The organism is Streptomyces sp. NPDC007983, assembly GCF_042958345.1.
GTDB lineage: Bacteria > Actinomycetota > Actinomycetes > Streptomycetales > Streptomycetaceae > Streptomyces.
In genome coordinates, this window is the sequence record NZ_JBIBJI010000029.1 from 48,487 (window position 1) to 72,922 (window position 24,436).

Genomic DNA, 24,436 nt, shown 5'->3' on the forward strand with positions numbered 1-24,436 from the left:
CCTGAGCGGGGCTTCCCCGGAATGCTCGCGCATACTAATTTGTAAAGCGCCCTGACGAAATAGGCGAGGGAGTTGCGATGAGCTATAGCCCCACCCCCGAGGACCGGTTCACCTTCGGCCTGTGGACGGTCGGCTGGCAGGGCCGGGACCCGTTCGGGGACGCCACCCGCCCGGCGCTCGACCCCGTCGAGTCCGTCACCCGGCTCGCCGAACTCGGCGCGTACGGCGTCACCTTCCACGACGACGACCTCATCCCCTTCGGCGCCTCCGAGACCGAGCGCGAGTCGCACATCAAGCGCTTCCGGCAGGCCCTGGACGCCACCGGCATGACCGTGCCCATGGCGACCACCAACCTGTTCACCCATCCGGTCTTCAAGGACGGCGCCTTCACCGCCAACGACCGCGACGTCCGCCGCTACGCCCTCCGCAAGACCCTGCGCAACATCGACCTCGCGGTCGAGCTGGGCGCGAGGACCTATGTGGCCTGGGGCGGCCGCGAGGGCGCCGAGTCCGGCGGCGCCAAGGACGTGCGCGCCGCCCTCGACCGGATGAAGGAGGCCTTCGACCTGCTCGGCGCGTATGTCACCGAGCAGGGCTACGACCTGCGCTTCGCCATCGAGCCCAAGCCCAACGAGCCGCGCGGCGACATCCTGCTGCCCACCGTCGGCCACGCCCTCGCCTTCATCGAACGGCTGGAGCGGCCCGAGCTGTACGGGGTGAACCCCGAGGTCGGCCACGAGCAGATGGCCGGGCTGAACTTCCCGCACGGCATCGCCCAGGCGCTGTGGGCGGGCAAGCTCTTCCACATCGACCTCAACGGTCAGTCCGGCATCAAGTACGACCAGGACCTGCGGTTCGGGGCGGGCGATCTGCGGGCCGCCTTCTGGCTCGTCGACCTGCTGGAGACGGCCGGTTACGAGGGGCCGCGCCACTTCGACTTCAAGCCGCCGCGCACCGAGGACATCGCGGGCGTGTGGGCTTCGGCCGCCGGCTGCATGCGCAACTACCTGATCCTCAAGGACCGGGCGGCCGCTTTCCGCGCCGACCCGGAGGTCCAGGAGGCGCTGCGCGCCTCGCGCCTGGACGAGCTGGCCCGGACCACCCTGGACGAGGGCGAGACCCCGGCCGCGCTCCTCGCCGACCGCACCGCCTTCGAGGAGTTCGACGTCGAGGCCGCCGCCGAGCGGGGCATGGCCTTCGAGCGCCTGGACCAGCTCGCCATGGACCATCTGCTGGCCGCGCGCGGCTGACCGCGATCGGCCGCCGGTCCCGCCCCCCGACGGGACCGGCGGCCGAAGTTCACCGGACCGGCTCAGCGCGACGGTCCGGCCGGACTTCACGGACCGGCCGGGCCCGATGGACCGGCCGGACCCGCCGGATCAGGACGGCTGCCAGCCGGCGAGCCAGTCCGCGATCTCGTAGTCGGCGGCCTGCGCGTCGGTCAGCTGCGGCCGGTCACCGCTCGCCGAACCGGAACCGGCGCCCGTGTTCTTGTACTCCGCGAAGCGGTCGTCCTTCCAGGAGAAGCCGCTCATGTCCGTCCACGGCGTGGTCTTGACCGCGGCGGACAGGCTCGTGTTGCGGACGACAGCCTGCGGATCGAGGCTCGCGTCCCCGCCCGCGTGCCAGGGGCGGCCGAGATAGAACGACCGGCTGCTGACGTCCCCGCTGATGGTGCTGTTGATGAACAGGAAGCCCTTCTTCCCGGCCGCCGTCGAGGGCGCCGCCACATAGCCGCCGGAGCTGCCGTCGTAGCGCTTGACGAGCCGGATCGTCGACTTGTTGACAACGGCGGAGGCGCGGCCGAAGACGAAGTCGACATTGCCCTGGATCACGCTGTTGTTGACGTACACCCGGCCGGTCGTGGCCTTGCTCGCGGAGTCGAGCAGCAGGGTGTCCTGGTCGCCGACCGCGCCGATGCCGTCCAGCACGATCTTGTCCGCCGCGGTGCGCAGCGCGACCGCCTGCTTGTCGGTGATGCTGGTGTTGGCCTCGTTGAAGTCGTTCACGAACTGCAGATGGCGCGCCTGGAAGTCGTCCGCCTCGACGGCGACGGTCGCGCTGCCGCTGGTGCCGTAGGCCCCGCCGCCGGGCTTCGGGGTGCCGGAGGCGTTGTTGTAGACGATGGTCACGTCACCCTTGTTGCCGGTGCTGCCCACCAGCCGGATGTGCGGCTTGTTGGAGGGGATCTTCACGGTCTCCCGGTAGGTGCCGGGCTTGACGGAGATGGTGACCGCGGAGGAGTTGTTCGCCGGGACCGCGTTGACCGCTGCCTGGACGGTCGTGTACTGACCGCTGCCGTCCTTGGCGACGACGAGGGTCGCCGCCGCGGCGGATTCGGCCGCGTGGGCCCGGCCGCCGTCGCCGAACCATCCGGTGGCCGGAGCGGCGATCAGCGTGGCGCCGGTGGCGAGGGCCAGGGGGCCGATGAGCGGACCGGGGCGGCGGCGCCGGGAGCGCGGACGCGATGGGAGCATGGGGGATCTCCGTCCCGTGGAGGCGTGTGCGGGGGGTGTTCTGACGCCCTACGGTTGCCACGCCCCCGCGAAAGGTTGCCGCCCCGCCGCCGCGTCCGCGCCGGGGGCACCGACGCCCCGGCCTGGTGCCGCGTCAGTCCACGGCGAGCATCGCCAGGGCGGCCTCCGGATCCTGGGACGGCGGACCGGCGGGCCACCAGCGCCCCCGGTCCTTGCGGTACGGCCACCAGCGCCCGTCACGCCCGTAGCGCACCTGGGCATCGGTACCCACCGCCGTCCAGCGGTTGCCCGCCGCGCGCAGCCGGGGCGCCCGCTCGCCTTCCTCCCAGGCGGCGGCGAGCTGGGCACGGGCGCGCGCCAGGGCCTCGGCGTCCGGCGTCCACTCCTCCTCCAGCACCGTGAGCGCGGCCGTCCCGCCGTGCTCCCAGGCCCGTACGGCACGGGCCAGATCCAGGCGATCGCGCTCGCAGCCCGCCGCGAGCCGGGCGGCGATCGCGGCCGGCGGACCGGCGGCGGCCAGCCGCACCGTGTCCTGCCACTCCGTCAGCGCGGCCGGGACGGCGGACTCGGCATGGCCGGGGGCCAGCACCTCGGCGAGCAGCCGCTGGGCGCGTACGGCGGCGTCCGCCGCGAGGAACTCCAGCGCGGCCACGTCCAGTCCGGGCGCCGGGTCCGTACCACCGGCGAGCGCCGGGGGACGGCCGGGCGCGGCGACGGCCGGTGGGGGAGCGGGCAGTGCGGTCCGGCCGGGAGCGGCGAACGCCGCCCGAGCCGGTACGCCCTCAGGAGCCGCGGCGGGCGCCTCTTCCCCTGCCTGCGGGGCGTGCCGGGCGGCGTGCGCCACGCTGCGCACCTGGAGCTCGTCCAGCAGCTCCCGCTCCCCGCGGCCGCGCATGAGCAGCAGCAGATACGGGTCCTCGTCCAGCAGCCGGGCGACTTGGTAGCAGAGCGCGGCGGTGTGCGGGCAGTGGTCCCACGCCTCGCATGCGCACTCCGGCTCCAGGTCGCCTATCCCCGGCAGCAGATCGACGCCCACGGCGGCCGCGTCCTCGACGAGCTGCGGCGGCATGTCGCGGTCGAGCAGCGCGGCGATGTGCCCCGAGCGCTCGGCGACCACCCCCAGCAGCCGGTCCCACTCACCGTCGTCCAGCTCCTGCAGCAGCACATCGGAGCGGTACGGGGTGCGGTCCCGGTCCCGTACCACCGCGGTGATCCGCCCGGGCCGTACGCACACCGCGCCGACCGCGCCCTCGCGTGCGTGCTTGCGGCCGCGCTTCAGCTGCGCGTTGTCCAGCGCGGTGTCCTCCAGGGCCTTCAGCCAGGCACGGCCCCACCAGGTGCGGGCGAAGCCGCGGCCGTGGGCGGGCGGCAGGGCGGCGAGGGTGCGCTCGGGGCGGGCGCCGGGCGCGTCCTCGGCGTACCCGTGCTCATCGGTCGTACGGCTCATCGCTCGGTCCCCCTCAGCTCCACCAGCTCCGTGAGCTCGGCGTCGGTCAGTTCGGTCAGCGCGGCCTCGCCGGAGCCCAGCACCGCGTCGGCCAGCTCCCGTTTGCGCTCCAGCATCGCGGCGATCCGGTCCTCCACGGTGCCCTCCGTGATGAGGCGGTGGACCTGCACCGGCTGGGTCTGGCCGATGCGGTACGCGCGGTCGGTGGCCTGCGCCTCGACGGCCGGGTTCCACCAGCGGTCGTAGTGCACGACATGGCCCGCCCGGGTGAGGTTCAGCCCGGTGCCCGCCGCCTTCAGTGACAGCAGGAACACCGGCGTCCCGCCGTCCTGGAAGCGCCGCACCATCTCCTCGCGGCGCGCCACCGGCGTACCCCCGTGCAGCAGCTGGGCCGGTACTCCGCGCGCGGCCAGGTGGCTCTCGAGGATCCGGGCCATCCGCACGTACTGGGTGAAGACCAGGACGCTCGCGCCCTCCGCGAGGATGGTGTCCAGCAGCTCGTCGAGCAGTTCCAGCTTCCCGGACCGGCCGGGCACCACGGGCCGGTCCTCCTTCAGGTACTGCGCCGGGTGGTTGCAGATCTGCTTCAGCCCGGTCAGCAGCTTGACGATGAGTCCGCGCCGCTCGAACCCGCTGCTGTCCGAGATCTCCGCGAGGATCTCCCGCACCACCGCCTCGTACAGCCCGGCCTGCTCCTTGGTGAGCGCCACCGCCCGGTCCGTCTCGGTCTTGGGGGGAAGTTCGGGCGCGATGCCCGGGTCGGACTTGCGGCGCCGCAGCAGAAAGGGACGGACCAGCTTCGCCAGCCGGGCCGCGGCGGCCGGGTCGCTTCCGCTCTCCACCGCCTGGGCGTAGCGCCTGCGGAACGCGTCATGGGTGCCCAGCACCCCGGGCGTGGTCCAGTCGAGGATCGCCCACAGCTCGGAGAGGTTGTTCTCGATGGGGGTGCCGGAGAGCGCGACGCGCGCCTTGGCGCCGATGGTGCGCAGGCGCTTGGCCGTCGCCGAGAACGGGTTCTTGACGTGCTGCGCCTCGTCGGCGACGACCATGCCCCAGGGGCCCGCCTCGGCCAGCCGGTGCGCGTCGAGCCGCATCGTGCCGTACGTGGTCAGGACGAACTCCCCGTCGGCGAGGCCGTCCAGGCTGCGCGCCGTGCCGTGGTAGCGGCGCACCGGCGTACCCGGCGCGAACCGTTCGATCTCGCGCCGCCAGTTGCCCATCAGCGAGGTGGGGCAGACCACCAGGGTGGGCCCGGCGGCCTCCGGCACGTCCTGCCGGTGCAGATGCAGCGCGATCAGGGTGATGGTCTTGCCGAGCCCCATGTCGTCGGCGAGACAGCCGCCGAGACCGAGCGAGGTCATCCGGACCAGCCAGTCCAGGCCCCGGAGCTGGTAGTCGCGCAGCGTGGCGGCGAGGGCCGCGGGCTGGGCGACGGGCAGCGCGCCGTCGTCCTCCCCGGGCCCGGACTCCCCGGGCCGGGCGAGGCGGTCGCGCAGCGCGGCCAGCCAGCCGGTGGCCCGCACCTCGACCTCGGCGCCGTCGGCCTCCGCACGACCGGTGAGGACGGCGCCGAGGGCGTCGAGGGGGGCGAGCTTGCGGTCCTGACGGTCGCGGGCGCGCCGCGCCGACTCGGGGTCCAGGACCACCCACTGGTCGCGCAGCCGCACCACCGGGCGACCGGCCTCGGCGAGCCGGTCCAGCTCCTCCCTGGTCAGTTCCTGGTCTCCGACAGCGAACCGCCAGCTGAAGCGGAGCAGCGCGTCGGCGGAGAGGAACGAGGGCATCCGGGGCCCCTGGGCCCTCTCGGGATCGTCCGCTTCATCCGCCTCATCGGAGTCGTCCGGGCCGACGACGGCGCGCGCGGTGAGCCCGCGCACCAGCTCCTTGGGCCAGTGCACCTTCACCCCGGCGGCGTCCAGCGCCCCGGTCGCCGGGCCCAGCAGCTCGGTGACCTCCTCATCGGCCAGGTCGACCGCCTCGGGCACGGCGGCGGACAGCAGCGGGGTGAGCGGCGCCCAGGCGCAGGCCGCGCGCCGCAGGGTGAGCAGGGCGTCCATCCGGGCCCGGGGGCCGAGCGCCGCCCCGGCGGGCGTGGTGCCCGCCCATACCTCGGCGGCGTCCGCGACCAGGGAGGGGTCGGTGAGGCTGTGCAGTTGGAGGACGGCGCGGAAGCCGGGGCCGCTGTCGCCGGCTCCGTGGAGCAGTTCGATACGGAGCGACAGCCGTACGCCCGCGTCGTGCCCGGCGGCGACATCGGCCGCCCAGGCGCGCTGTTCCGGCAGCCGCCGTGGGGCGGTGGCGGCGAAGGCGGGGCCGCCCGCGGCCTTGGACGCGGCGGGGGAGCGCGGCAGCCCGTCCGCGACCGCGTCGAGGAAGGCGCGCAGATGCCGTTCGGGGTCGGGCAGCAGCAGGGGGTCGGTGCCGGGCAGCGGCACCGCGTGGGCGGCGGGCGGCATGGTGGCGGCCAGCTCCCGCACCCGCTGCAGGTCGTCGCCGTCGAGCGGGCCGGCGCGCCAGGCGTCGTGGTCGGTGGCGGTGAGCCCGGGCAGCAGGCGGCCGCGGGCGGCGAGTTGCAGGGCGAGGACGGCGGCGGCACCCCAGAAGGCCGTCGCGGGGTCGGCACCTGCCCGGTCCGACGGCTCTCCGCCCGGCCGCGCGGCGGCCCGCGCCCGGGCCCGGGTGAGGACAGGCAGCGCGTCGGACAGGGGCAGTACCCGCGCTCGTACGGCGCGGGTGCGGATCCCTGTGGAGCCGTCCGGGACGACGACGGTCAGTTCCTCTGCGGAGCCGGAAGGCCCGCCGGGCGGCGGTCCGTCCGGCCGCCAGAAGGCGACGCGCCCGGCGCGCGAGGGGTCGGCGGGCAGGAAGACGGCGGTGGAGCGGCAGAGTTCGGCGATCTCGGAGGGGGTGGTCGCGGAGGGTGGGGTCACGGCTCTGACGCATTCCTCAAATTTGACTACTGCAGTGGGCGGCCGAGGGTACAGGACGTCGGGGCGGATGTGGAACCGGCGGCCGCCGGTGTCCGTTGTGAGGAGTGAATACGGCTATGGGCCGGGTTAAGGAGGCGGGTGCGATGTCCACGCGCGCGAAGGTCGCCGCCGGAGGTGTGGTGGCCGGTGTGATCCTGCTGTGGCTGCTGCCCTTCTGGGCCGCGCTGCTCGTGATGGTCGGCGTGCCGGTGGCCGCCTATCTGCTGCTGGACCCGTCGCAGCGGCGCAGGCTGCGCGGGGTCTCCCGCAAGCAGCTGGGGCGCTGACCCCGGCCGCCAGGGGGTGTCTCGTCGATCATGCCGGGCTCCCGACGCCTGGCACGGCACCTCGACAAACCACCCCTGGGCCCCGGCGCCCGGGCGGGCCATAGGGCCGCCGGCCGGGTTCGGGAGCGGGGGCGACGCGCGCCTGGGAGTGACCGCGCAATACCGATCGCGGATCGTCCCGGCTCCCCGCCCCGGCCGGTACAGACGCCCGCCCGCGCCCGGGCGGGCCGTCTGCCGGGCCTTGCGAGCTGTCGGGAGGCCCCCGCGGGCTGTCCGGGGGCGTCCGCGGGCTGCCCCGCGCCGGTTCCCGCGCTCAGTGCGGTCGTACGGCCAGCTCGTCCAGTGCCGTCAGCAGCCCCGGCAGCTCCGGACCGCGGCCGACCGGCAGCACCTCGCCCGGCGCCTCGTCCAGCAGCACGAACGCGATGTCGTCGGTCCGCGCCACCATGCTCCAGCCCGGCCCGTCGGCCCGCAGCGTCCGCGCGTCACCCGCGGCGAACGCGGACCGGATCCGGCCCAGCGGCGGAGGCTTGTCCAGATAGCCGCGCGCCTCCTCCAGGACGCGCCGCACGCCCCCGTGCGGCTTCTCGCCCGGCGCCACGAACGTCACCTCGCCGTCCACCTGCTCGCGCCAGATCGCCCACTGGAGCGCGATCTCGTCCGCGCCGAGCCGCCGCTGCGGCGGGCCCCACTGCCCGGAGTCCGGCGGTGCGAGCGGCGCCCGGGCCGCGCCCCCGGGCTGCGCGTCGGGCGCGGGGTCGTGCGGCGCGGGCACTCCCGGAGCGGCCACCGCCACCGCGAGCGGCCAGCCGGGCAGGGAGGCGACCACGGTCCGGTCGTCGAGCGACAGCTCGTACTCCATGCCGCAGTCCCAGGTCGCGATGGCGCACGCCACGAGCGACACATCGTCGGTGACCACCGTCCAGCGGGCGCCCTGGCCGTCCTGCCCCAGCACCAGGCCGTAGCCCGGCTCGTACGGCTCCAGCCCGAGCGCGGCGCACGCCTCGGGATAGTCGTCGCCGAGCACGCTCGGGAACTGTGCGGGCGTCAGCAGCACGGCGGTCAGCACATACAGCGCGTCCTCGCCCGACTCCTCCGTGGCGGACACGGCAGCCTCCTCTTGGGTTCTTCGTCCGGCGCACCCTAACCAGCCGGTAGGTGCGGCGTCGAGACTTCGTGCCGCGGTCGGCGTCAGCTCCCGTCCCCGGCTCGCAGCGCGTCCAGGGTGCGCCGCAGCCATGACAGTTCGGCCTGTCCCGCGGCGCGGGCGATGGTGAGGACGCCCCGCCGGAAGGGATCCTCCACCTCCTCGGCCCGCAGCGGGCGGTCACCCTCGTAGAAGAGGCGGGAGGGACGGCGCAGATGGGCCAGCCGGCGTTCGAGCACGGCCGACTGCCGCGCCGGGTCGTCCAGATGCCGCAGGAACGACAGCAGGGTGAACCAGCGATTCTCGTCCGTGATGTCGCCCTCGGCCGGATCCGCGAGACGGTGCCGCAGCTCGGCGTGGCCCTCGGCCGTCAGGGTCAGGACGTGCCGGGGAGCGGCGCCCGTGCCCGGCCGGGTCTCCCTGGCCAGCAGTCCCGCGTTCTCCAGCCGCTTGATCGCCGGGTAGAGGGTGCTCTCTGCCACCGGCTTGACGTGCCCGGTCAGCGCGGTGATGCGGTTGCGCAGCTCGTAGCCGTGCAGCGGCGCGTCATGGAGGAAGCCGAGGATGGCGAGTTCGAGCATGCCCGCATTGTGGCGTACCGCTGTGCACCTCGAAGGCGTGGTGTGTCCATGACGATTCGCGGCCGGTCCTCGGCCGGTGTGCGGCCGCTCGTCAGCCCTGACGGACCGCGAGGGCCAGATAGCGCGTGTCCTCGTCCGTGTACGCGTCCAGCCGCCAGCCGCAACGGGCCAGCAGGGGCCGCAGGTTGGGCTCGGCCCGCAGATCGTCGGGGGTGAGCTGCCGGCCGTGGCGGGCGGCGAGCGCGGCGCGCCCCACCGGGTGGAACAGCGCGATCGACCCGTTGGGGCGTACCACCCGGGCCAGCTCGCGCAGCCCGGTTTCGGGGTCGGCGAAATGCGAGATCAGTCCGGCGGCGAAGACGGCGTCGAGACAGCCGTCGCGCAGCGGCAGCCCGGCGACATCGGCGAGGGCGAGCACCCCGTCCCGGTCCCGCCCGGCGCGTACGGCCGCCGCCAGCATGGCGGGCGTGAGGTCGAAGCCCAGCACGGTCCCGCGGGGGCCGACCGCGGCGCGCAGCGCGGGCAGGGCGCGGCCCGTACCGCAGCCCGCGTCGAGCACCGCGTCCCCGGCGCGCAGACCGAGGTCGGCGACGGCGGCGGCATAGGCCGGGTCGTCGTCGGGGAAGCGGCTGTCCCAGTCGGCCGCCCGGGGCGTGAAGAATTCCCTCACGTCGGCCGCGCTGTCTCGGTGGTTTCCATGGGCGCGGTCATGGCGCATGAGGGGCTCCTTGGGTCGCCGTCCTGAGCACAGATCGGCGGAGAACAGATCGGTCTAAGAACAGGTTCGGGCATCGAGCAATCATTCAGGAATCTGTCTCTGTCAAATTCCAACAGGTTCGTAATGCGCCCCCCAATGCGCCCCCTTGCGGGCTACCGTCCCTGGCCCATGGGGGGACCCCGAGCGCGCCGCTCGCTCGCGGCGCGCGCCGACCGAGGGAGACCGTCATGATCAAGCGCCGCGCAGCCGCCGCCCGCTCCTCGGCCGGTCTCGGCCGGGGTCCGCTCGACGCGGGCCTGCTCGACCGGATCCTGGACGACGGGGCAGCCCGCGCCGCCGGTGTCCGCCATGCCGTGCTGCTCTCCCAGGACGGGACCACCCTGAGCGCCTCCCGCGGGCTCTCCCGCCGGGACGCGGCACATCTGGCCGAGGTCGCCTCCGGTTTCCACGGCCTGGCCAGGAGCGCGGGGCGCCGTGGGCGGCCCGCCCGGGTGCGCGGGACGATGGTCGAGATGGAGAGCGGCACCCTGTTTGTCGCGGCGGTGGGGGACGGCGCCTGCCTGGTCGTGCTGAGTGCCGCGGGAGCCGATTCGGCCGCGGCCGCCGGCGAGACGGCCCGGCTCGTGGAGCGGGTCGGCGCGTATCTGCGCGCCCTCGGCTGACCTCGGAATGCGGGGTTCCGCCGCTTCGGCCGTTCCCCGCCGGGTACCCGGGGCATCGTGCCGAGACGGCCGACGGCCAGGCGAAAGGACACGGCGATGCGAGCGGTGACCTGGCAGGGCAAACGCGATGTGCGCGTGGAGACGGTGCCCGACCCCATCCTCAAGGAACCGACGGACGCGATCGTACGGATCACCACCACCGGACTGTGCGGGTCCGATCTCCATCTGTACGAGGTGCTCACGCCCTTCATGACTCCCGGCGACATCATCGGCCATGAGCCGATGGGGATCGTCGAGGAGACCGGTCCGGAGGTGACCGGCCTCCGGCCCGGCGACCGGGTGGTCGTCCCGTTCCAGATCGCCTGTGGATCCTGCTGGATGTGCGGCTCCGGCCTGCCCACCCAGTGCGAGACCACGCAGGTGATCGAGTACGGCATGGGAGCGGAGATCTTCGGCTACAGCAAGCTGTACGGAGCGGTGCCGGGCGCCCAGGCGGAGTATCTGAGGGTGCCGCAGGCCCACTACGGTCCGATCAAGGTGCCCGAGGGGCCGCCGGACGACCGCTTCGTCTACCTCTCCGACGTCCTGCCCACGGCCTGGCAGGCTGTCGAGTACGCGGCCGTCCCGAAGGAGGGCACGGTGTGCGTGCTGGGTCTCGGTCCCATCGGGGCCATGGCCTGCCGGGTCGCAAGGCACCGGGGAGCCGGGCGGGTGATCGGCGTGGACCTGGTGCCCGAGCGGCTGCGGCGGTCCCGCGCCGACGGCGTCGAGACGTTCGACCTGAACGACTTCGACGGCCAGGACGACCTGGTCGAGGCCGTGCTCTCGGCGGGCGGGGGCCGCGGCCCGGACTCGGTCATCGACGCGGTGGGTACGGAGGCCCACGGCAGCCCGGTCGGGCGGACCGCACAGCGGGCCGCCGGGATACTGCCGCGGGACTGGGGCGCGAAGCTCACGGCCAGGGCCGGTGTCGACCGGCTGGCGGCGCTCCGGCTGGCCATCGCGCTGGTGCGGCGCGGCGGCACGGTGTCCCTCAGCGGCATCTACGGCGGGATGACCGACCCGCTGCCGCTGATGATCATGTTCGACAAGCAGATCCAGCTACGGATGGGGCAGGCGAACGTCCGCCGCTGGGCCGATGACATCCTGCCGCTGCTGACGGACGAGGACCCGCTCGGCGTCGACGGTTTCGCCACCCACCGCCTGCCGCTGGCGGACGCACCCCATGCCTATGAGATGTTCCAGCAGAAGCAGGACGGTGCGGTAAAGGTCGTGATGCGACCGTGAGCGATTGATTTCGGCCGAATCAGCCCGCTCGGTCCGCTCGGTCCGCGCTGCGGCTAGTCGGCGATATCGGCGAGGGCGATGACCTTGTCGATGTGGACCCGTACCAGCAGCTCGCCGGGGACACCGTTGCGGGCCCCGAACTGTTCGGCGAGGTCATCGCCCACATAGCGGGCGGCGATCCGGGTGGCCCACTCCCGTACCTCTCCCAGGTCGTCGCTGGCTTCGGCCCGGCCCCGCACTGTGACGAAGGAGAACGGGGGCCGCTCGTCGTCCACGCAGAGACTGACCCGGGGATCGCGGGCCAGGTTGCGCCCTTTGACCGTGTCCTGCCCGGTGTTGAAGACCAGGTCGTCCCCGTCGAGCAGGAACCAGATGGGCGCGAGATGCGGGCTTCCGTCGGCCCGTACGGTCGCGAGTTTGCCGGTGCGGGTGCCCTCGGAGAGGAACTTCTGCCACTGATCCCTCGACATGTTCTGTGCCATGTCCCCATCTTGCGTCAATCAGCGTGGAACGGCCGGAGGGACGGGCAGGGCGGGTTGCCCAGACGGCGGCAGTGAGAAAGGCTGGCACGCAGCTGAAGGGGAATCGGGGAGGAACGCCAATGGCACTCAGCAAGGGCCTCGACTGGTTACTGGACGACCTGACCCAGCGGATCGCGCAGGTGCGGCACGTACTGGTGCTGTCGAACGACGGCCTGGTGACGGGGGCGAGCGCGACGCTCGAACGCCAGGACGCCGAGCACCTGGCAGCGGTCGCCTCCGGACTGCACAGCCTCGCCAAGGGGTCCGGCAACCACTTCCGGACGGGCCGGGTACGGCAGACCATGGTCGAATTCGAGGAGGGTGTCCTCTTCGTGATGGCCGCGGGCGACGGCAGTTGCCTGTGCGTCCTCAGCGGCCCGGACGCCGATGTCGGGCAGGTCGCCTACGAGATGACGCTGCTGGTGAACAGGGTGGGGGAGCACCTGGGAGTCGAGGCCCGGCAGGAGAGCGGCGCCCCGAGCTGACGCCGGGAGGCGGGGGCCGGAAACGGGGCCGGGAGGTTATCCACAGGCGGTTGTCCACAGGGCTGACGGACCGTCGTGCCGCGACGCTATCGTCGTCACTGTCAGTGATTGATGGATCGCGGGGGAGGACTTCGTCATGGCAGTGGTGCGAGCGGAGCAGGAAGCACGGGGGACGCGGGAAGTACGGGGGACGCAGGCGGTGCGGGAGCGCCGGAAGCCGTCGGGGCCGGCCGGACCGGGACAGCCGACGGGCGTCGCGTTCCGCACCGCGGCCCGGATGCTGGGCCTCATGCCGCGCGAATTCGAGCTGGCCGAGCAGCTGGGGGAGGTGCGCACCATCTCCACCCCCGCGGGGCGGCGGGTGGCCCGGGAGGAGCTGGCGCGGCTGACGGGCGCCGAGGGATTCCCGGAGGCGCTGCGCGCCAGGCTGCGGGTGGTCGGCACGGCGGAGGGGGCCGAGCTGCTGGGTATCAGCCCGGGCCGGCTCACCCGCCTGGCGCGCGGCGGTTTCTTCGCCCCGGCCCGGTTCTACGTCAACCGGTACCGGCGGGTGGTGTGGCTCTATCTGGCGACGGAGCTGGAGGAGTTCGCCGCCCGTGAGCCGGACCTGCTGACCGGCCGCACCCCACCGGGGCTGAGCGCGTCGCTGGCCGCCGGAGAGGACGCGCGGGCCGAGAGGTGGCGTAAGCGGCGGATCGACCAATTGCTCTCCCGGACGCGGGACCCCTGGAAGCGCGCCGGAGTGCTGTCCACGGTGCTGGACCCCGACGAACTGGCGCGGGCTGTCACCGATCCGCACGACCGGGATCATGTGCGGGACCTTCGCCCCGCGCTCGTCCCGGTGCGCCCCGCCGCGGCCGCGGCGCGCAAGGTGATCGACCGGGTGCAGACGGCGGAGGGGCCCCAGGAGATCCTGCGGTATCGCGTGGCGCTCGCCGATGCCGTGCGGGAGGCGCGCCGGGTCCGCCCCGCACCGCGGCCGGACGCCGCGGTGGCACCGCTTCCCACCTGTCGCACCCGGCCCCCGGGCCGGTCCGCCCGGCGGCCGCGCGGCCTGTGGCGCAGGCTGGTCGGCAAGCGCTGAACCACGGCTCGGTGCGCCGCCCTGAGCCTCAGCCGCTCTCCGTGGGCTTCGGCGCCGGAGCCAGCGGGCGGAACAGGCCCTCCTGGACGACGGAGACCAGCAGATGGCCCGCGCGGTCGTAGATCCGGCCGCGCGCGAGTCCCCGGCCGCCGGTCGCGACGGGCGACTCCTGGTCGTAGAGGAACCACTCATCGGTGCGGAAGGGCCGGTGGAACCACATGGCGTGATCCAGCGAGGCCATGTCGAAGCCGCGTCGGCCCCACAGCGGCTCGATCGGCATCCGCACGGCGTCCAGCAGCATCATGTCGCTCGCGTAGGTGAGCGCGCAGGTGTGGACGAGCGGGTCGTCCCCGAGCGGTCCGACCGCGCGCATCCACACCGCGCTGCGCGGTTCCGCTTCCCTCAGCTCCTCATCGGTCCAGCGCAGCCGCTCGACGTACCGGATGTCGAAGGGCTGACGGCGCTCCATCCGCGCCAGCGACTCGGGGAGGGCCCCCAAGTGCTCGCGGATCTCATCGGAGAGCTTCGGCAGGCTCTCCGGCTCAGGCACCTCGGGCATCGGCAGCTGCTGTTCGATGCCCGGCTCCGGACGGTGGAAGGAGGCCGTCAAAGTGAAGATCGTCCGACCCTGCTGGACGGCGACGACCCGGCGGGTGGTGAAGGAGCGTCCGTCCCGGACCCGCTCCACCTGGTACACGATGGGCACGCCCGGCCGCCCCGGACGCAGGAAGTACGCGTGCAGCGAGTGCACCGGGCGGTCCCCCTCGGTGGTGCGCCCGGCGGCCACCAGCGCCTGCCCCGCCACCTGCCCGCCGAACACCCTCTGCAGCGACTCGTCGGGGCTCAGCCCACGGAAGATGTCCACCTCGATCCGTTCCAGGTCGAGCAGATCGACCAGACGTTCGGCGGGATTGGTCATCGGCGGTGCTCCTTCGCTGAGGTGGTTCGGGGGCCGGTCGGCGGCCGGGCGGCTACAGCTGGCCCACGTCGGTGACCCGGACCACGGCCCGGCCCTCCTCGTCCGAGGCGGCCAGGTCGACCTCGGCCGAGATGCCCCAGTCGTGGTCGCCGTTCGGGTCGTCGAAGGTCTGCCGCACCCGCCACAGCCCGTGCTCGGGCTCCTCCTCGATCTGCAGCAGCTTCGGGCCGCGGGCCTGCGGGCCGGTGCCCAGCTCGTCGTACTCCTCCCAGTACGCGTCCAGCGCGTCCGCCCAGGCGTCCTCGTCCCAGCCGGACTCGGCGTCCATCTCGCCCAGCTCCGCCACCTTGTCGAGCGCGGCCAGCTCGACCCGGCGGAACATCGCGTTGCGCACCAGCACGCGGAAGGCGCGGGAGTTCGCGGTGACCGGCCGGACCTGGTCGGCACGCTCCTGTGCCTCCTCCGCGGACTCCTCCTCCGGGTTGGCGAGCTGTTCCCACTCGTCCAGGAGACTGGAGTCGACCTGCCGGACCATCTCGCCGAGCCAGGCGATGATGTCCTCGAAGTCGTCCGACTTCAGGTCGTCCGGCACGGTGTGGTCCAGCGCCTTGTAGGCGCCGGCCAGGTAGCGCAGCACGATGCCCTCGGTCCGCGCCAGGTCGTAGAGCGAGGTGAACTCGGTGAAGGTCATCGCCCGCTCGTACATGTCGCGGATCACCGACTTGGGCGACAGCGGGTGGTCGCCCACCCAGGGGTGGCTCTTGCGGTAGAGCCCGTAGGCGTGGAAGAGCAGCTCTTCCAGCGGCTTGGGGTAGGAGACGTCCTGGAGCCGCTCCATGCGCTCCTCGTACTCGATCCCGTCCGCCTTCATCGCGGCGACCGCCTCGCCCCGCGCCTTGTTCTGCTGGGCCGCCAGGATCTGCCGCGGGTCGTCCAGCGTCGATTCCACCACCGAGACCATGTCCAGGGCGTAGGACGGGGATTCGGGGTCCAGCAGCTCGAACGCGGCGAGCGCGAAGGTGGACAGCGGCTGATTGAGCGCGAAGTCCTGCTGCAGGTCCACCGTCAGCCGGACCTGCCGCCCCTCCGCGTCGGGGGCCTCCAGCCGCTCCACGATCCCGCCGTCCAGCAGCGAGCGGTAGATCGCGATCGCCCTGCGGATGTGCCGGAGCTGGTTCTTGCGCGGCTCATGGTTGTCCTCGAGGAGGCGGCGCATCGCCTTGAAGGCGTTGCCGGGGCGCGCGATGACCGACAGCAGCATCGCATGGGTGACCCGGAAGCGGGAGGTGAGCGGCTCGGGGTCGGAGGCGATGAGCTTTTCGAAGGTGTTCTGGCCCCAGTTGACGAAGCCCTCCGGGGCCTTCTTGCGGACCACCTTGCGGCGTTTCTTGGGGTCGTCCCCCGCCTTCGCGAGCGCCTTCTCGTTCTCGACGACATGCTCGGGCGCCTGCGCCACCACGAACCCGGCGGTGTCGAACCCGGCGCGCCCGGCCCGGCCCGCGATCTGGTGGAACTCCCGCGCCCGCAGCGTCCGCACCCGCTGGCCGTCGTACTTCGTCAGCGCGGTGAACAGCACGGTCCGGATCGGTACGTTGACGCCCACCCCGAGCGTGTCCGTACCGCAGATGACCTTCAGCAGCCCGGCCTGGGCCAGCTTCTCCACCAGCCGCCGGTACTTCGGCAGCATCCCCGCGTGATGCACCCCGATTCCGTGCCGGACATAACGGGACAGGTTCCGGCCGAACTTGGTGGTGAAGCGGAAATTGCCGATCAGCGAGGCGATCTCGTCCTTCTCCGCCCGTGTGCACATGTTGATGCTCATCAGCGCCTGCGCCCGTTCGACCGCCGCGGCCTGGGTGAAGTGCACGATGTAGACGGGGGCTTGCCGGGTCTCCAGCAGCTCGGTGAGCGTCTCGGTGAGCGGCGTCGTGCGGTATTCGTAGCTCAGCGGCACCGGCCGGGTCGCCGACCGCACGACCGCGGTGGACCGCCCGGTGCGCCGGTTCAGATCCTCCTCGAACCGCGTCACATCGCCGAGCGTCGCCGACATCAGGACGAACTGCGCCTGCGGCAGCTCCAGCAGCGGGATCTGCCACGCCCAGCCCCGGTCCGGCTCCGCATAGAAGTGGAACTCGTCCATCACCACCTGGCCGATATCGGCCTCCCTGCCGTCCCGCAGGGCGATGGACGCCAGCACCTCGGCCGTACAGCAGATGACGGGCGCGTCCGCGTTGACCGACGCGTCCCCGGTGAGCATTCCGACGTTCTCGGTGCCGAAGATCTTGCACAGCTCGAAGAACTTCTCCGAGACCAGGGCCTTGATCGGCGCGGTGTAGAAGGTGACCTCGTCCCGGGCCAGCGCGGCGAAGTGGGCGCCCGCGGCCACCAGGCTCTTTCCCGATCCGGTGGGCGTCGACAAAATGACGTTCGCCCCGGACACCACTTCGATCAGCGCTTCCTCCTGGGCGGGATAGAGCGAGATGCCCCGCTCCTCGACCCAGGTCGAGAACCTCTCGAAGAGAGTGTCGGGGTCGGCTTCGCTCGGCAGCTGATCGATAAGAGTCACGGACCCTATACTGCCTGGTTTCCCCGGCGGGGCGGGAACCGGCTGTGCGGACGAAGATCGTCCGTCGCTAGGGTGTGGTGAGCCGATGCAAGCAACTCCCGCACCACAGCGGGCAAGAACAGGGGCGGGGTACGACCATGATGGGACCGGCGCATTCGCTGTCCGGAGCGGCTGCCTGGCTGGGGGTGGGCGCCGCGGCCGCCGCGGCCGGCCACGAGATGCCCTGGCCGGTGCTCGTCGTAGGCGCGCTGATCTGCGCCGGAGCGGCGCTCGCCCCGGACCTCGACCACAAGGCGGCGACCATATCCCGCGCCTTCGGGCCGGTGTCGCGGGTGCTGTGCGAAGTGATCGACAAGCTTTCGTACGCGGTCTACAAGTCGACCCGGAAAGCGGGCGACGCCCGCCGCTCGGGCGGTCACCGCACGCTGACCCACACCTGGGTCTGGGCCGTCCTCATCGGAGCCGGGGCCTCGGCGCTCGCCGTGGTCGGTGGCCGCTGGGCGGTGCTCGGCATCCTCTTCGTCCACATGGTGCTGGCCGTCGAGGGGCTGCTGTGGCGCGCGGCGCGGGTCTCCAGCGACGTCCTGGTGTGGCTGCTCGGTGCCACCAGCGCCTGGATACTCGCCGAGATCCTTAACAAGCCGGGCAACGGCGCGGACTGGCTGTTCACCGCACCGGGCCAGGAATACCTGTGGCTGGGGCTGCCGATCGTCCTCGGTGCCCTCGTTCACGACATCGGCGACGCCCTCACCGTCTCCGGATGCCCGATCCTGTGGCCCATACCGATCGGCCGGAAGCGCTGGTATCCGATCGGACCGCCGGAGGCCATGCGCTTCCGGGCCGGGAGCTGGGTCGAGCTGAAGGTCCTGATGCCCGTCTTCATGATGCTCGGCGGACTCGGCGGGCTGGGCGCCCTCGGCATCATCTGAGCCCCGGCCCCGGCCCCGGCCCCGGCCCCGGCCCCGGCCCCGGCCCCGGCCGCGGCACCGCGGGTCCGGGCGATGCCGGTACCGGGACCGATGGGTGGCCGTCGCCCTCGGGCGTCACTGGTGCCAGGAGCGCCACAGCGCCGCGTAGGCGCCGTCGGCCGCCACCAGCTCGTCGTGGCTGCCCAGCTCGCTGATCCGGCCCGCCTCGATCACCGCGATCACATCCGCGTCATGAGCGGTGTGCAGCCGGTGCGCGATGGCGACCACCGTCCGGCCCTTCAGCACCTGGCCCAGCGACCGTTCCAGATGGCGGGCCGCGCGCGGGTCCAGCAGCGAGGTGGCCTCGTCCAGCACCAGGGTGTGCGGATCGGCGAGCACCAGCCGGGCCAGCGCGATCTGCTGCGCCTGCGCGGGGGTCAGCGCCAGTCCGCCCGAGCCGACCTCCGTGTCCAGGCCCTCCTTCAGCGCCCGCGCCCAGCCGTCCGCGTCCACCGCGGCGAGTGCCGCCCACAGCTCGGCATCCCCTGCGGAGGTCCGGGCCAGCAGCAGATTGTCGCGCAGCGAGCCGACGAACACATGGTGCTCCTGGTTGACCAGGGCGACATGGGTGCGCACCTGCTCGGCGGGCATCCGCGCCAGCTCCGCGTCGCCCAGGGTCACCCGGCCGGTCCGCGGGCCGTAGATCCCCGCCAGCAGCCGGCCCAGCGTGGACTTGCCCGCGCCGGACGGGCCCACCAGCGCCAGCCGTGTCCCCGGCGGCACCGTCATGGACACCTCGTGCAGCACATCGCTGCCCTCCCGGTAGCCGAACCGCACATCGTCCGCCCGCACCTCACGGCCGATGGGCGTGACCCCGGCGTCGGCCGGGCCCTGCTCGATCTCCCGCACCCCCACCAGGCGGGCCAGCGACACCTGCGCGACCTGCAGCTCGTCGTACCAGCGCAGGATCAGCCCGATCGGCTCGACCAGCATCTGCGACAGCAGCGCCCCCGTCGTCAGCTCGCCGACCGACATCCAGCCCCGCATCACACAGAAGCCGCCGATCATCAGCACCGAGCCGGTGATCAGCGTGTAGCTCACATTGATCACGGGGAAGAGCACCGAGCGCAGCCAGAGCGTGTAGCGCTCCCACGCGGTCCACTGCTTGATCCGCAACTCGGACTGGGCGATCCGCCGGTCGCCCAGCCGGTGGGCCTCGATGGTCCGGCCGGCGTCCACGCTCTCGGTCAGGGACGCGGACACCGCCGCGTACCCGGCCGCTTCCGAGCGATAGGCGCTCGGCGCCCGTTTGAAGTACCAGCGGCAGCCGATCACCAGCACCGGCAGCGCCACCAGCACCGCGAGCCCCAGCGGCGGAGCCGTCACCGTCAGCGCGCCCAGCAGCAGCCCCGTCCAGACCACACCGATGGACAGCTGCGGTACGGCCTCGCGCATCGCGTTCGCCAGCCGGTCGATGTCGGTGGTGATCCGGGACAGCAGATCACCGGTCCCGGCCCGCTCCAGCACCCCCGGCGGCAGCCCCACCGACCGTACGAGGAAGTCCTCGCGCAGATCGGCCAGCATCTGCTCGCCCAGCACCGCACCGCGCAGCCGCACCATCCGCACGAACACGGTCTGCACCACGAGCGCCACCGCGAACAGCGCGACGGTGCGTTCGATATGGAGGTCGTCCTTGCCCTGCGACAGGTCCTCGACCACACCGCCCAGCAGCTGAGGGCCGACCATCGAGGCGATCACGGCGGTGGCGTTCACCGCCATCAGCCCGATGAAGGCCTTCCGATGCCGCCGCAGCAGCTCGCGCACATAGTCCCGCACCGTGGCGGCCCTGCCGACCGGCAGTGTCGTCGCCGACTCCGGCGCGGCCGGGTCATGGACGGGTGGTGCCACGCCGATCATGCCGACTCCTCGATCTGTTCCTCGATCCGTTCCAGCTCCGCGAGGCCGTCGCGGCCGTCGTCCCGCTCCCGGTTGTCGTCCGGCTCCCGGGTGACCACCGCGCGATACGCGGGATCGGTGCTCAGCAGCTCGCGGTGGCTTCCCACCCCGGCCGCCACACCGTCGTGCACGAACACCACCCGGTCGGCCTGGTCGAGCAGCAGCGGGCTGGAGGTGAACACGACCGTGGTCCGGTCCGTCCGGAGCCGCTTCAGCCCCTCCCCGATACGTGCCTCGGTGTGCGAGTCCACGGCGGACGTGGGTTCGTCCAGCACCAGCACCTCCGGGTCGGTCACCAGCGAGCGGGCCAGCGCCAGCCGCTGCCGCTGGCCGCCCGACAGCGAGCGGCCGCGTTCGGTGATCCGGGCGCCCATCGGGTCCCCGTTGCCGGAGTCGGCCACCGAGGCCTGCTCCAGCGCCTCCAGCACATCACCGCACTGCGCCGCCTCCAGGGCCTCCCGCGCCGGGACCGTGCCCGACCGCGGCACATCCAGCAGCTCGGTGAGCGTGCCCGACAGCAGCACGGGGTCCTTGTCCTGGACGAGTACCGCGGCGCGCGCGGTGGCCAGCGGCACCTCGTCCAGCGCGACCCCGCCCAGCAGCGCCGAGGGCGCACTGCGACCATCGCCGGACTCCGCACCGTCGCCGGACTCCGCACCATCCTCGGTGCGGTGGCCGCCGAGCCGGTCCGCCATCCGCCCCGCCGCGTCCGGATCACCGCACACCACCGCGGTCAGCTGCCCGCTCGGTGCCAGCATCCCGGTGGCCGGGTCGTACAGATCACCGGTCGGCGGTTTCCCGCCGGACCCGGCAGCTGGCCCCGCCGTCCGCGCCTCCTTGACCTCGGCCGACGGGCGCCGCAGCGCCAGCACCCGGGCCGCGCGCCGCGCCGAGGGGCGGGAGAAGGAGTACGCCATCGCGATCTCCTCGAAGTGCCGCAACGGAAACAGCAGAAACGTCACGGCGCTGTAGACGGTGACCAGCTCGCCCACCGTGATCCGCCCGCTCCCGGCCAGCACCGCCCCGTACCAGACCACCCCGATCAGCAGCATCCCCGGCAGCGCGACCTGCACGGCCGCGATCAGCGACCACATCCGGGCGCTGCGCACCGCCGCGGCCCGCACCTCCTGGGAGACCGTCCGGTAGCGGCTCAGGAACAGGTCCTCGCCGCCGATACCGCGCAGCACGCGCAGCCCTGCCACGGTGTCCGACGCCAGCTCGGTCGCCCGGCCCGCCTTCTCCCGCTGCTCATCGGCCCGGCGCGCGGCCCGTGGCAGCAGCGGCAGCACCGAGAGCGCCAGCGCGGGCACGCCGAGTGCCACCACCGCGCCGAGCGCGGGCTGGTAGATCACCAGCGCCACGCATACCCCGACGGTCGTGATGGCGGCCGCGGTGAAGCGGGACAGGGCCTCCACGAACCAGCCGATCTTCTCGACGTCGCCGGTGGACACGGCGACGACCTCGCCCGCCGCCACCCGCCGGGTCAGCGCCGAACCCAGCTCGACCGTCTTACGGGCCAGCAGCTGCTGGACCCGGGCCGCCGCCGTGATCCAGTTGGTGACCGCCGCCCGGTGCAGCATGGCGTCACCGAGCGCGGTGAGCACGGTGAGCCCCACCATCAGCGCCCCGGCCAGGGCGAGCCGCGAACCGGAGCGGTCGACGACCGCCTGCACGCCATAGCCGATCGCAAGAGGGAAGGACACCAGGGCCGCCATGTGCAGCAGACCCCACAGGGCGGCCTTGATCTGCCCGCCCAGCTGGTTCCGGCCCAGCCAGACGAGGAACCGGGTACCTGACCGTACGTCGGGCAAGCCGGGGTCGGGATACGGAAGATCGCGAATGCGCATGGCGTTCCTGGGTGAGTGGCGGCGGCCGGAAAGGCAAAGAGACGTGAAAGGTTGGCTCTTCACGGCTGCGAATTTCAACTGGTTTTCCCATGGAGGTCCGGAACACGCCAATCCCGCGCGCGCCGGGCCCACGCCGGAGTGGGACGATGGGGCACATGCGAATTTCCGGCTCGATGTCCATGCGTATGGCGGTCGCGACCGCCGCCGCCCTCACCCTTCTCACCGCCTGCGGCGGAGGCGGGGACAGTGGGGGCGACAAGGGCGGTGGCCAGGGGAAGCACGCGATGCGCAGCAAGGCCCCGGCGTCGGATCCCACCCGCATCCCGGAGGTGGGCGACGCCCTCCAGGGCAAAATCCCCGGAAATTCACGGCAGGTTGTCGCGGTCTACGGCAAGGGAGTGAACTCCGCCGACGCGACCGTGGTGCTGTACACCAAGGACGGCAAGGACTGGAAGCGCACCCGTAGTTGGGCCGGGCACAACGGCAAGCGCGGCTGGACGACGGGTCATCACGAGGGCGACAAGCGCAGCCCGGTCGGTGTCTACACGCTCAGCGACGCGGGCGGAGTCCTCCCGGACCCGGGCGCCCGGTTGCCGTACACCGAAACGGCCGCCTTCGCCGCTCCCCACTCCTGGCCCAAGTCGCACTGGACGGACTTCAACTACGTCATCGCCATCGACTACAACCGCGTCAAGGGCACCTCGCCCCTCGACCCGACCCGACCCGAGGGGCAGCGCAAGGGCGGGAGCATCTGGCTGCACATGGACCACGGCAGCGGTACGTCGGCCTGTGTGAGCCTGCCCAAGTCCGGCATGGAGTATCTGCTGCGGAACCTCGACCCCGAGCGGCACCCGGTGGTGGTGATGGGGGACAAGGCACACCTGGCCGCCTGAGCCCCGGCGAGGCGCGGGACGTAACACAACGACATCAGGGTTTTTGCGGCTGTTACACGGAACTCATCGGCGGAAACGTGCGCTCGGCACAGTGGCGCTGCGCGGAAATAGTTTTCCGCATCTCAGAAGTCTCTGGATGTCCCTGGACATCCCTGCCGAGGAGTTTCCGTGCCGCACCCCTCACCATCCGTCGTCCGGCGCGCAAGCCGAGTGCTGCGCACCTCGTTGTTCGCGCAGGTCGCCTGCGCGCTCGTCCTCGGAGTCGCGGTCGGGAAGCTGTGGCCGGACGTGGGCACGGCCGTTCAGCCGCTCGGCGACGGCTTCGTGCGCCTGATCAAGGCGGTCATCGCGCCGCTCGTCTTCTGCGTGGTCGTCGCGGGCATCGCGAAGGCCGGTGATCTGAAGGCGTTCGGGCGGATCGGGCTGAAGGCGCTGATCTGGTTCGAGGTGGCCACCACGGCGGCGCTGATCCTCGGTCTGCTCGCCGCCAATCTGGTCGGGCCCGGCACCGGCATGCACGTCGACCCCGCCTCCCTGAACGGCTCGGCCGTGGACGACCAGACCGGCGGCGGCCATCTGCCGTCGGCGTCCCAGTTCGTGCTGGACGCGCTGCCGGACAGCGCCGTCGGCGCCTTCGCCGAGAACTCCCTGCTCCAAGTCCTGGTGCTGGCCTGCCTGGTGGGTGCGGCCGTGCTGCACCTCGGCAAGACCAAGGTGCCCGCGATCCTCCCGGCCATCGACCAGGCGCAGCAGGTCGTCTTCGCCGTCGTCGGGTTCCTCATGAGGCTCGCGCCGCTCGCGGTCTTCGGCGCCATGGCCCATCTGGTCGGGCAGTACGGACTGGGCGCCCTGTCGACGTACGGCAAGCTGATCGCGCTGTGCTACGGCGTCGCGCTGCTCTTCCTCGCCCTGCTCGCCGCGGCCCTCAAGCTGGTCACCGGGCTGAGCCTCTGGAAGTTCGTCAGGTACACCCGCGAGGAGATGCTGCTCGCGCTCGGCACCGCCTCCAGTGAGAGCGTGCTGCCGCGCATGATGCAGAAGCTGCGCGCGGCCGGATGCCGCGAGGACGCGGTCGGGCTGGTGCTGCCCACCGGCTACTCCTTCAACCTGGACGGCGCGTCGATCTACCTGTCCATCGGCACGCTGTTCATCGCCCAGGCGGTCGGCGTCGATCTGAGCCTCGGCCAGCAGATCACCGTCGTCCTGGTGCTGATGCTCACCAGCAAGGGCATGGCGGGCGTGCCCGGCTCGGCCTTCCTCGCCCTGTCGGCGACGGCCTCGGCCCTCGGAGTCATCCCGGCCGCCGCCGTCGCGCTGCTGCTCGGGGTGGACCGGATCATGGACTCGATGCGGGTGGCCACCAATCTGCTCGGCAACTGTGTGGCGGTCTTCGCCGTCGCACGGTGGGAGGGTGCGCTGGACACCGAACAGGCCAAGCGGGTCCTCGCGGGTGACGAGGCCGGTGACGAGCCCGACGGGAAGACCGGTGACGAGGCCGGGGCGAAGGACGCCGTCCCGGCCCCGGACCCCGCCGTCCCGGCCGAGCCCGCCACCAGCCCGGCCCCCCGGGGCTGACCACTCCCGCCCCCCCCGTTATCTTCTTCGCGGTCCTGCAAGGGGACCGCTGGCCTCCGGGCCCGGCATGACTGTTCCCCCCTGTCGAAGGGATGACCTGGGGGGTG

General features: G+C 72.6%; 20 protein-coding genes. 9 read left to right on the top strand and 11 right to left on the bottom strand.

Annotated features, from left to right (window positions below; genetic code table 11):
• The first annotated feature begins 77 nt into the window (after positions 1 to 77).
• Positions 78 to 1,250, top strand: coding sequence for a xylose isomerase (gene xylA, locus ACFZCY_RS41800; RefSeq protein ID WP_391186127.1), 1,173 nt, complete (start codon positions 78 to 80; stop codon positions 1,248 to 1,250).
• A 129-nt stretch (positions 1,251 to 1,379) separates the two neighbouring features.
• Here the strand turns inward: xylA and ACFZCY_RS41805 are convergent, their stop codons facing one another.
• The 3 genes from ACFZCY_RS41805 to ACFZCY_RS41815 all read right to left on the bottom strand — a co-directional run bounded on the left by ACFZCY_RS41805 (position 1,380) and on the right by ACFZCY_RS41815 (position 6,854).
• The gene (locus ACFZCY_RS41805; protein WP_391186129.1) at positions 1,380 to 2,477 is read right to left on the bottom strand and encodes a pectinesterase family protein; all 1,098 of its coding nucleotides are present in this window, start codon (positions 2,475 to 2,477) and stop codon (positions 1,380 to 1,382) included.
• A 133-nt stretch (positions 2,478 to 2,610) separates the two neighbouring features.
• Positions 2,611 to 3,924, bottom strand: coding sequence for an SWF or SNF family helicase (locus ACFZCY_RS41810; protein ID WP_391186131.1), 1,314 nt, complete (start codon positions 3,922 to 3,924; stop codon positions 2,611 to 2,613).
• On the bottom strand, positions 3,921 to 6,854 hold the full coding sequence (locus tag ACFZCY_RS41815; protein WP_391186134.1) for an SNF2-related protein: 2,934 nt from the start codon (positions 6,852 to 6,854) through the stop codon (positions 3,921 to 3,923). The genes ACFZCY_RS41810 and ACFZCY_RS41815 overlap by 4 nt, the downstream gene beginning before the upstream one ends.
• A gap of 143 nt (positions 6,855 to 6,997) precedes the next feature.
• Between ACFZCY_RS41815 and ACFZCY_RS41820 the strand changes: the two genes are divergently transcribed.
• Entirely contained in the window at positions 6,998 to 7,180 is a 183-nt protein-coding gene (locus ACFZCY_RS41820) for a hypothetical protein (RefSeq protein ID WP_055553795.1), read from the top strand.
• A gap of 313 nt (positions 7,181 to 7,493) precedes the next feature.
• On the opposite strand, the gene ACFZCY_RS41825 is transcribed toward ACFZCY_RS41820, so the two are convergent.
• The 3 genes from ACFZCY_RS41825 to ACFZCY_RS41835 form a co-directional block, all read right to left on the bottom strand.
• Positions 7,494 to 8,288, bottom strand: a complete 795-nt coding sequence (locus ACFZCY_RS41825; protein ID WP_391186141.1) for a hypothetical protein — start codon at positions 8,286 to 8,288, stop codon at positions 7,494 to 7,496.
• Between the two features lie 83 nt (positions 8,289 to 8,371).
• Positions 8,372 to 8,908: a helix-turn-helix transcriptional regulator gene (locus ACFZCY_RS41830; protein ID WP_391186144.1), complete on the bottom strand. Its 537-nt coding sequence runs from the start codon at positions 8,906 to 8,908 to the stop codon at positions 8,372 to 8,374.
• 91 nt (positions 8,909 to 8,999) lie between these two features.
• The gene (locus tag ACFZCY_RS41835) at positions 9,000 to 9,626 is read right to left on the bottom strand and encodes a methyltransferase domain-containing protein (RefSeq protein WP_391186147.1); all 627 of its coding nucleotides are present in this window, start codon (positions 9,624 to 9,626) and stop codon (positions 9,000 to 9,002) included.
• Between the two features lie 227 nt (positions 9,627 to 9,853).
• Here ACFZCY_RS41835 and ACFZCY_RS41840 point away from each other — a divergent pair, with 227 nt between their 5' ends.
• Together ACFZCY_RS41840 and ACFZCY_RS41845 are read left to right on the top strand one after the other, a co-directional pair.
• A complete protein-coding gene (locus ACFZCY_RS41840; protein WP_391186150.1) occupies positions 9,854 to 10,288 on the top strand; it encodes a roadblock/LC7 domain-containing protein in 435 nt (144 codons plus the stop codon).
• A 96-nt stretch (positions 10,289 to 10,384) separates the two neighbouring features.
• Positions 10,385 to 11,575, top strand: coding sequence for an alcohol dehydrogenase catalytic domain-containing protein (locus ACFZCY_RS41845; RefSeq protein ID WP_391186153.1), 1,191 nt, complete (start codon positions 10,385 to 10,387; stop codon positions 11,573 to 11,575).
• 53 nt (positions 11,576 to 11,628) lie between these two features.
• Here the strand turns inward: ACFZCY_RS41845 and ACFZCY_RS41850 are convergent, their stop codons facing one another.
• Positions 11,629 to 12,057, bottom strand: a complete 429-nt coding sequence (locus tag ACFZCY_RS41850; RefSeq protein ID WP_391186155.1) for a TIGR03618 family F420-dependent PPOX class oxidoreductase — start codon at positions 12,055 to 12,057, stop codon at positions 11,629 to 11,631.
• A 119-nt stretch (positions 12,058 to 12,176) separates the two neighbouring features.
• Between ACFZCY_RS41850 and ACFZCY_RS41855 the strand changes: the two genes are divergently transcribed.
• Both ACFZCY_RS41855 and ACFZCY_RS41860 read left to right on the top strand, forming a co-directional pair.
• Positions 12,177 to 12,581: a roadblock/LC7 domain-containing protein gene (locus ACFZCY_RS41855; protein WP_055553804.1), complete on the top strand. Its 405-nt coding sequence runs from the start codon at positions 12,177 to 12,179 to the stop codon at positions 12,579 to 12,581.
• A 136-nt stretch (positions 12,582 to 12,717) separates the two neighbouring features.
• Complete coding sequence (locus ACFZCY_RS41860; protein WP_391186161.1) at positions 12,718 to 13,665, top strand: DUF6397 family protein; 948 nt, start codon at positions 12,718 to 12,720, stop codon at positions 13,663 to 13,665.
• A 28-nt stretch (positions 13,666 to 13,693) separates the two neighbouring features.
• Here the strand turns inward: ACFZCY_RS41860 and ACFZCY_RS41865 are convergent, their stop codons facing one another.
• Both ACFZCY_RS41865 and ACFZCY_RS41870 read right to left on the bottom strand, forming a co-directional pair.
• Entirely contained in the window at positions 13,694 to 14,584 is an 891-nt protein-coding gene (locus ACFZCY_RS41865) for an acyl-CoA thioesterase domain-containing protein (protein WP_391186163.1), read from the bottom strand.
• A gap of 52 nt (positions 14,585 to 14,636) precedes the next feature.
• Positions 14,637 to 17,150, bottom strand: a complete 2,514-nt coding sequence (locus ACFZCY_RS41870; protein WP_391186166.1) for a DUF3516 domain-containing protein — start codon at positions 17,148 to 17,150, stop codon at positions 14,637 to 14,639.
• Positions 17,151 to 17,287: 137 nt separating this feature from the next.
• Between ACFZCY_RS41870 and ACFZCY_RS41875 the strand changes: the two genes are divergently transcribed.
• Positions 17,288 to 18,079 carry a metal-dependent hydrolase gene (locus ACFZCY_RS41875; protein WP_391186168.1) on the top strand — a complete coding sequence of 264 codons (792 nt, stop codon included), beginning with the start codon at positions 17,288 to 17,290 and terminating at the stop codon, positions 18,077 to 18,079.
• 114 nt (positions 18,080 to 18,193) lie between these two features.
• On the opposite strand, the gene ACFZCY_RS41880 is transcribed toward ACFZCY_RS41875, so the two are convergent.
• Together ACFZCY_RS41880 and ACFZCY_RS41885 are read right to left on the bottom strand one after the other, a co-directional pair.
• Positions 18,194 to 19,975, bottom strand: a complete 1,782-nt coding sequence (locus tag ACFZCY_RS41880) for an ABC transporter transmembrane domain-containing protein (protein ID WP_391186172.1) — start codon at positions 19,973 to 19,975, stop codon at positions 18,194 to 18,196.
• Entirely contained in the window at positions 19,972 to 21,861 is a 1,890-nt protein-coding gene (locus ACFZCY_RS41885) for an ABC transporter transmembrane domain-containing protein (protein WP_391186175.1), read from the bottom strand. Before ACFZCY_RS41885 ends, ACFZCY_RS41880 begins: the two co-directional genes overlap by 4 nt.
• A 155-nt stretch (positions 21,862 to 22,016) precedes the next feature.
• Here ACFZCY_RS41885 and ACFZCY_RS41890 point away from each other — a divergent pair, with 155 nt between their 5' ends.
• Positions 22,017 to 22,754: a hypothetical protein gene (locus ACFZCY_RS41890; protein ID WP_391186179.1), complete on the top strand. Its 738-nt coding sequence runs from the start codon at positions 22,017 to 22,019 to the stop codon at positions 22,752 to 22,754.
• A gap of 168 nt (positions 22,755 to 22,922) precedes the next feature.
• Positions 22,923 to 24,329: a cation:dicarboxylate symporter family transporter gene (locus tag ACFZCY_RS41895; protein WP_391186182.1), complete on the top strand. Its 1,407-nt coding sequence runs from the start codon at positions 22,923 to 22,925 to the stop codon at positions 24,327 to 24,329.
• The last annotated feature ends 107 nt before the right edge of the window (positions 24,330 to 24,436 follow it).

Excerpts from the sequence above, each read along its gene's own strand:
- xylA (WP_391186127.1), top strand. The coding sequence starts at position 78 with ATGAGCTATAGCCCCACCCCCGAGGACCGGTTCACCTTCGGCCTGTGG.
- ACFZCY_RS41805 (WP_391186129.1), bottom strand. The coding sequence starts at position 2,477 with ATGCTCCCATCGCGTCCGCGCTCCCGGCGCCGCCGCCCCGGTCCGCTC.
- ACFZCY_RS41810 (WP_391186131.1), bottom strand. The coding sequence starts at position 3,924 with ATGAGCCGTACGACCGATGAGCACGGGTACGCCGAGGACGCGCCCGGC.
- ACFZCY_RS41820 (WP_055553795.1), top strand. The coding sequence starts at position 6,998 with ATGTCCACGCGCGCGAAGGTCGCCGCCGGAGGTGTGGTGGCCGGTGTG.
- ACFZCY_RS41830 (WP_391186144.1), bottom strand. The coding sequence starts at position 8,908 with ATGCTCGAACTCGCCATCCTCGGCTTCCTCCATGACGCGCCGCTGCAC.
- ACFZCY_RS41835 (WP_391186147.1), bottom strand. The coding sequence starts at position 9,626 with ATGCGCCATGACCGCGCCCATGGAAACCACCGAGACAGCGCGGCCGAC.
- ACFZCY_RS41840 (WP_391186150.1), top strand. The coding sequence starts at position 9,854 with ATGATCAAGCGCCGCGCAGCCGCCGCCCGCTCCTCGGCCGGTCTCGGC.
- ACFZCY_RS41845 (WP_391186153.1), top strand. The coding sequence starts at position 10,385 with ATGCGAGCGGTGACCTGGCAGGGCAAACGCGATGTGCGCGTGGAGACG.
- ACFZCY_RS41850 (WP_391186155.1), bottom strand. The coding sequence starts at position 12,057 with ATGGCACAGAACATGTCGAGGGATCAGTGGCAGAAGTTCCTCTCCGAG.
- ACFZCY_RS41855 (WP_055553804.1), top strand. The coding sequence starts at position 12,177 with ATGGCACTCAGCAAGGGCCTCGACTGGTTACTGGACGACCTGACCCAG.
- ACFZCY_RS41860 (WP_391186161.1), top strand. The coding sequence starts at position 12,718 with ATGGCAGTGGTGCGAGCGGAGCAGGAAGCACGGGGGACGCGGGAAGTA.
- ACFZCY_RS41865 (WP_391186163.1), bottom strand. The coding sequence starts at position 14,584 with ATGACCAATCCCGCCGAACGTCTGGTCGATCTGCTCGACCTGGAACGG.
- ACFZCY_RS41875 (WP_391186168.1), top strand. The coding sequence starts at position 17,288 with ATGATGGGACCGGCGCATTCGCTGTCCGGAGCGGCTGCCTGGCTGGGG.
- ACFZCY_RS41880 (WP_391186172.1), bottom strand. The coding sequence starts at position 19,975 with ATGATCGGCGTGGCACCACCCGTCCATGACCCGGCCGCGCCGGAGTCG.
- ACFZCY_RS41885 (WP_391186175.1), bottom strand. The coding sequence starts at position 21,861 with ATGCGCATTCGCGATCTTCCGTATCCCGACCCCGGCTTGCCCGACGTA.
- ACFZCY_RS41890 (WP_391186179.1), top strand. The coding sequence starts at position 22,017 with ATGCGAATTTCCGGCTCGATGTCCATGCGTATGGCGGTCGCGACCGCC.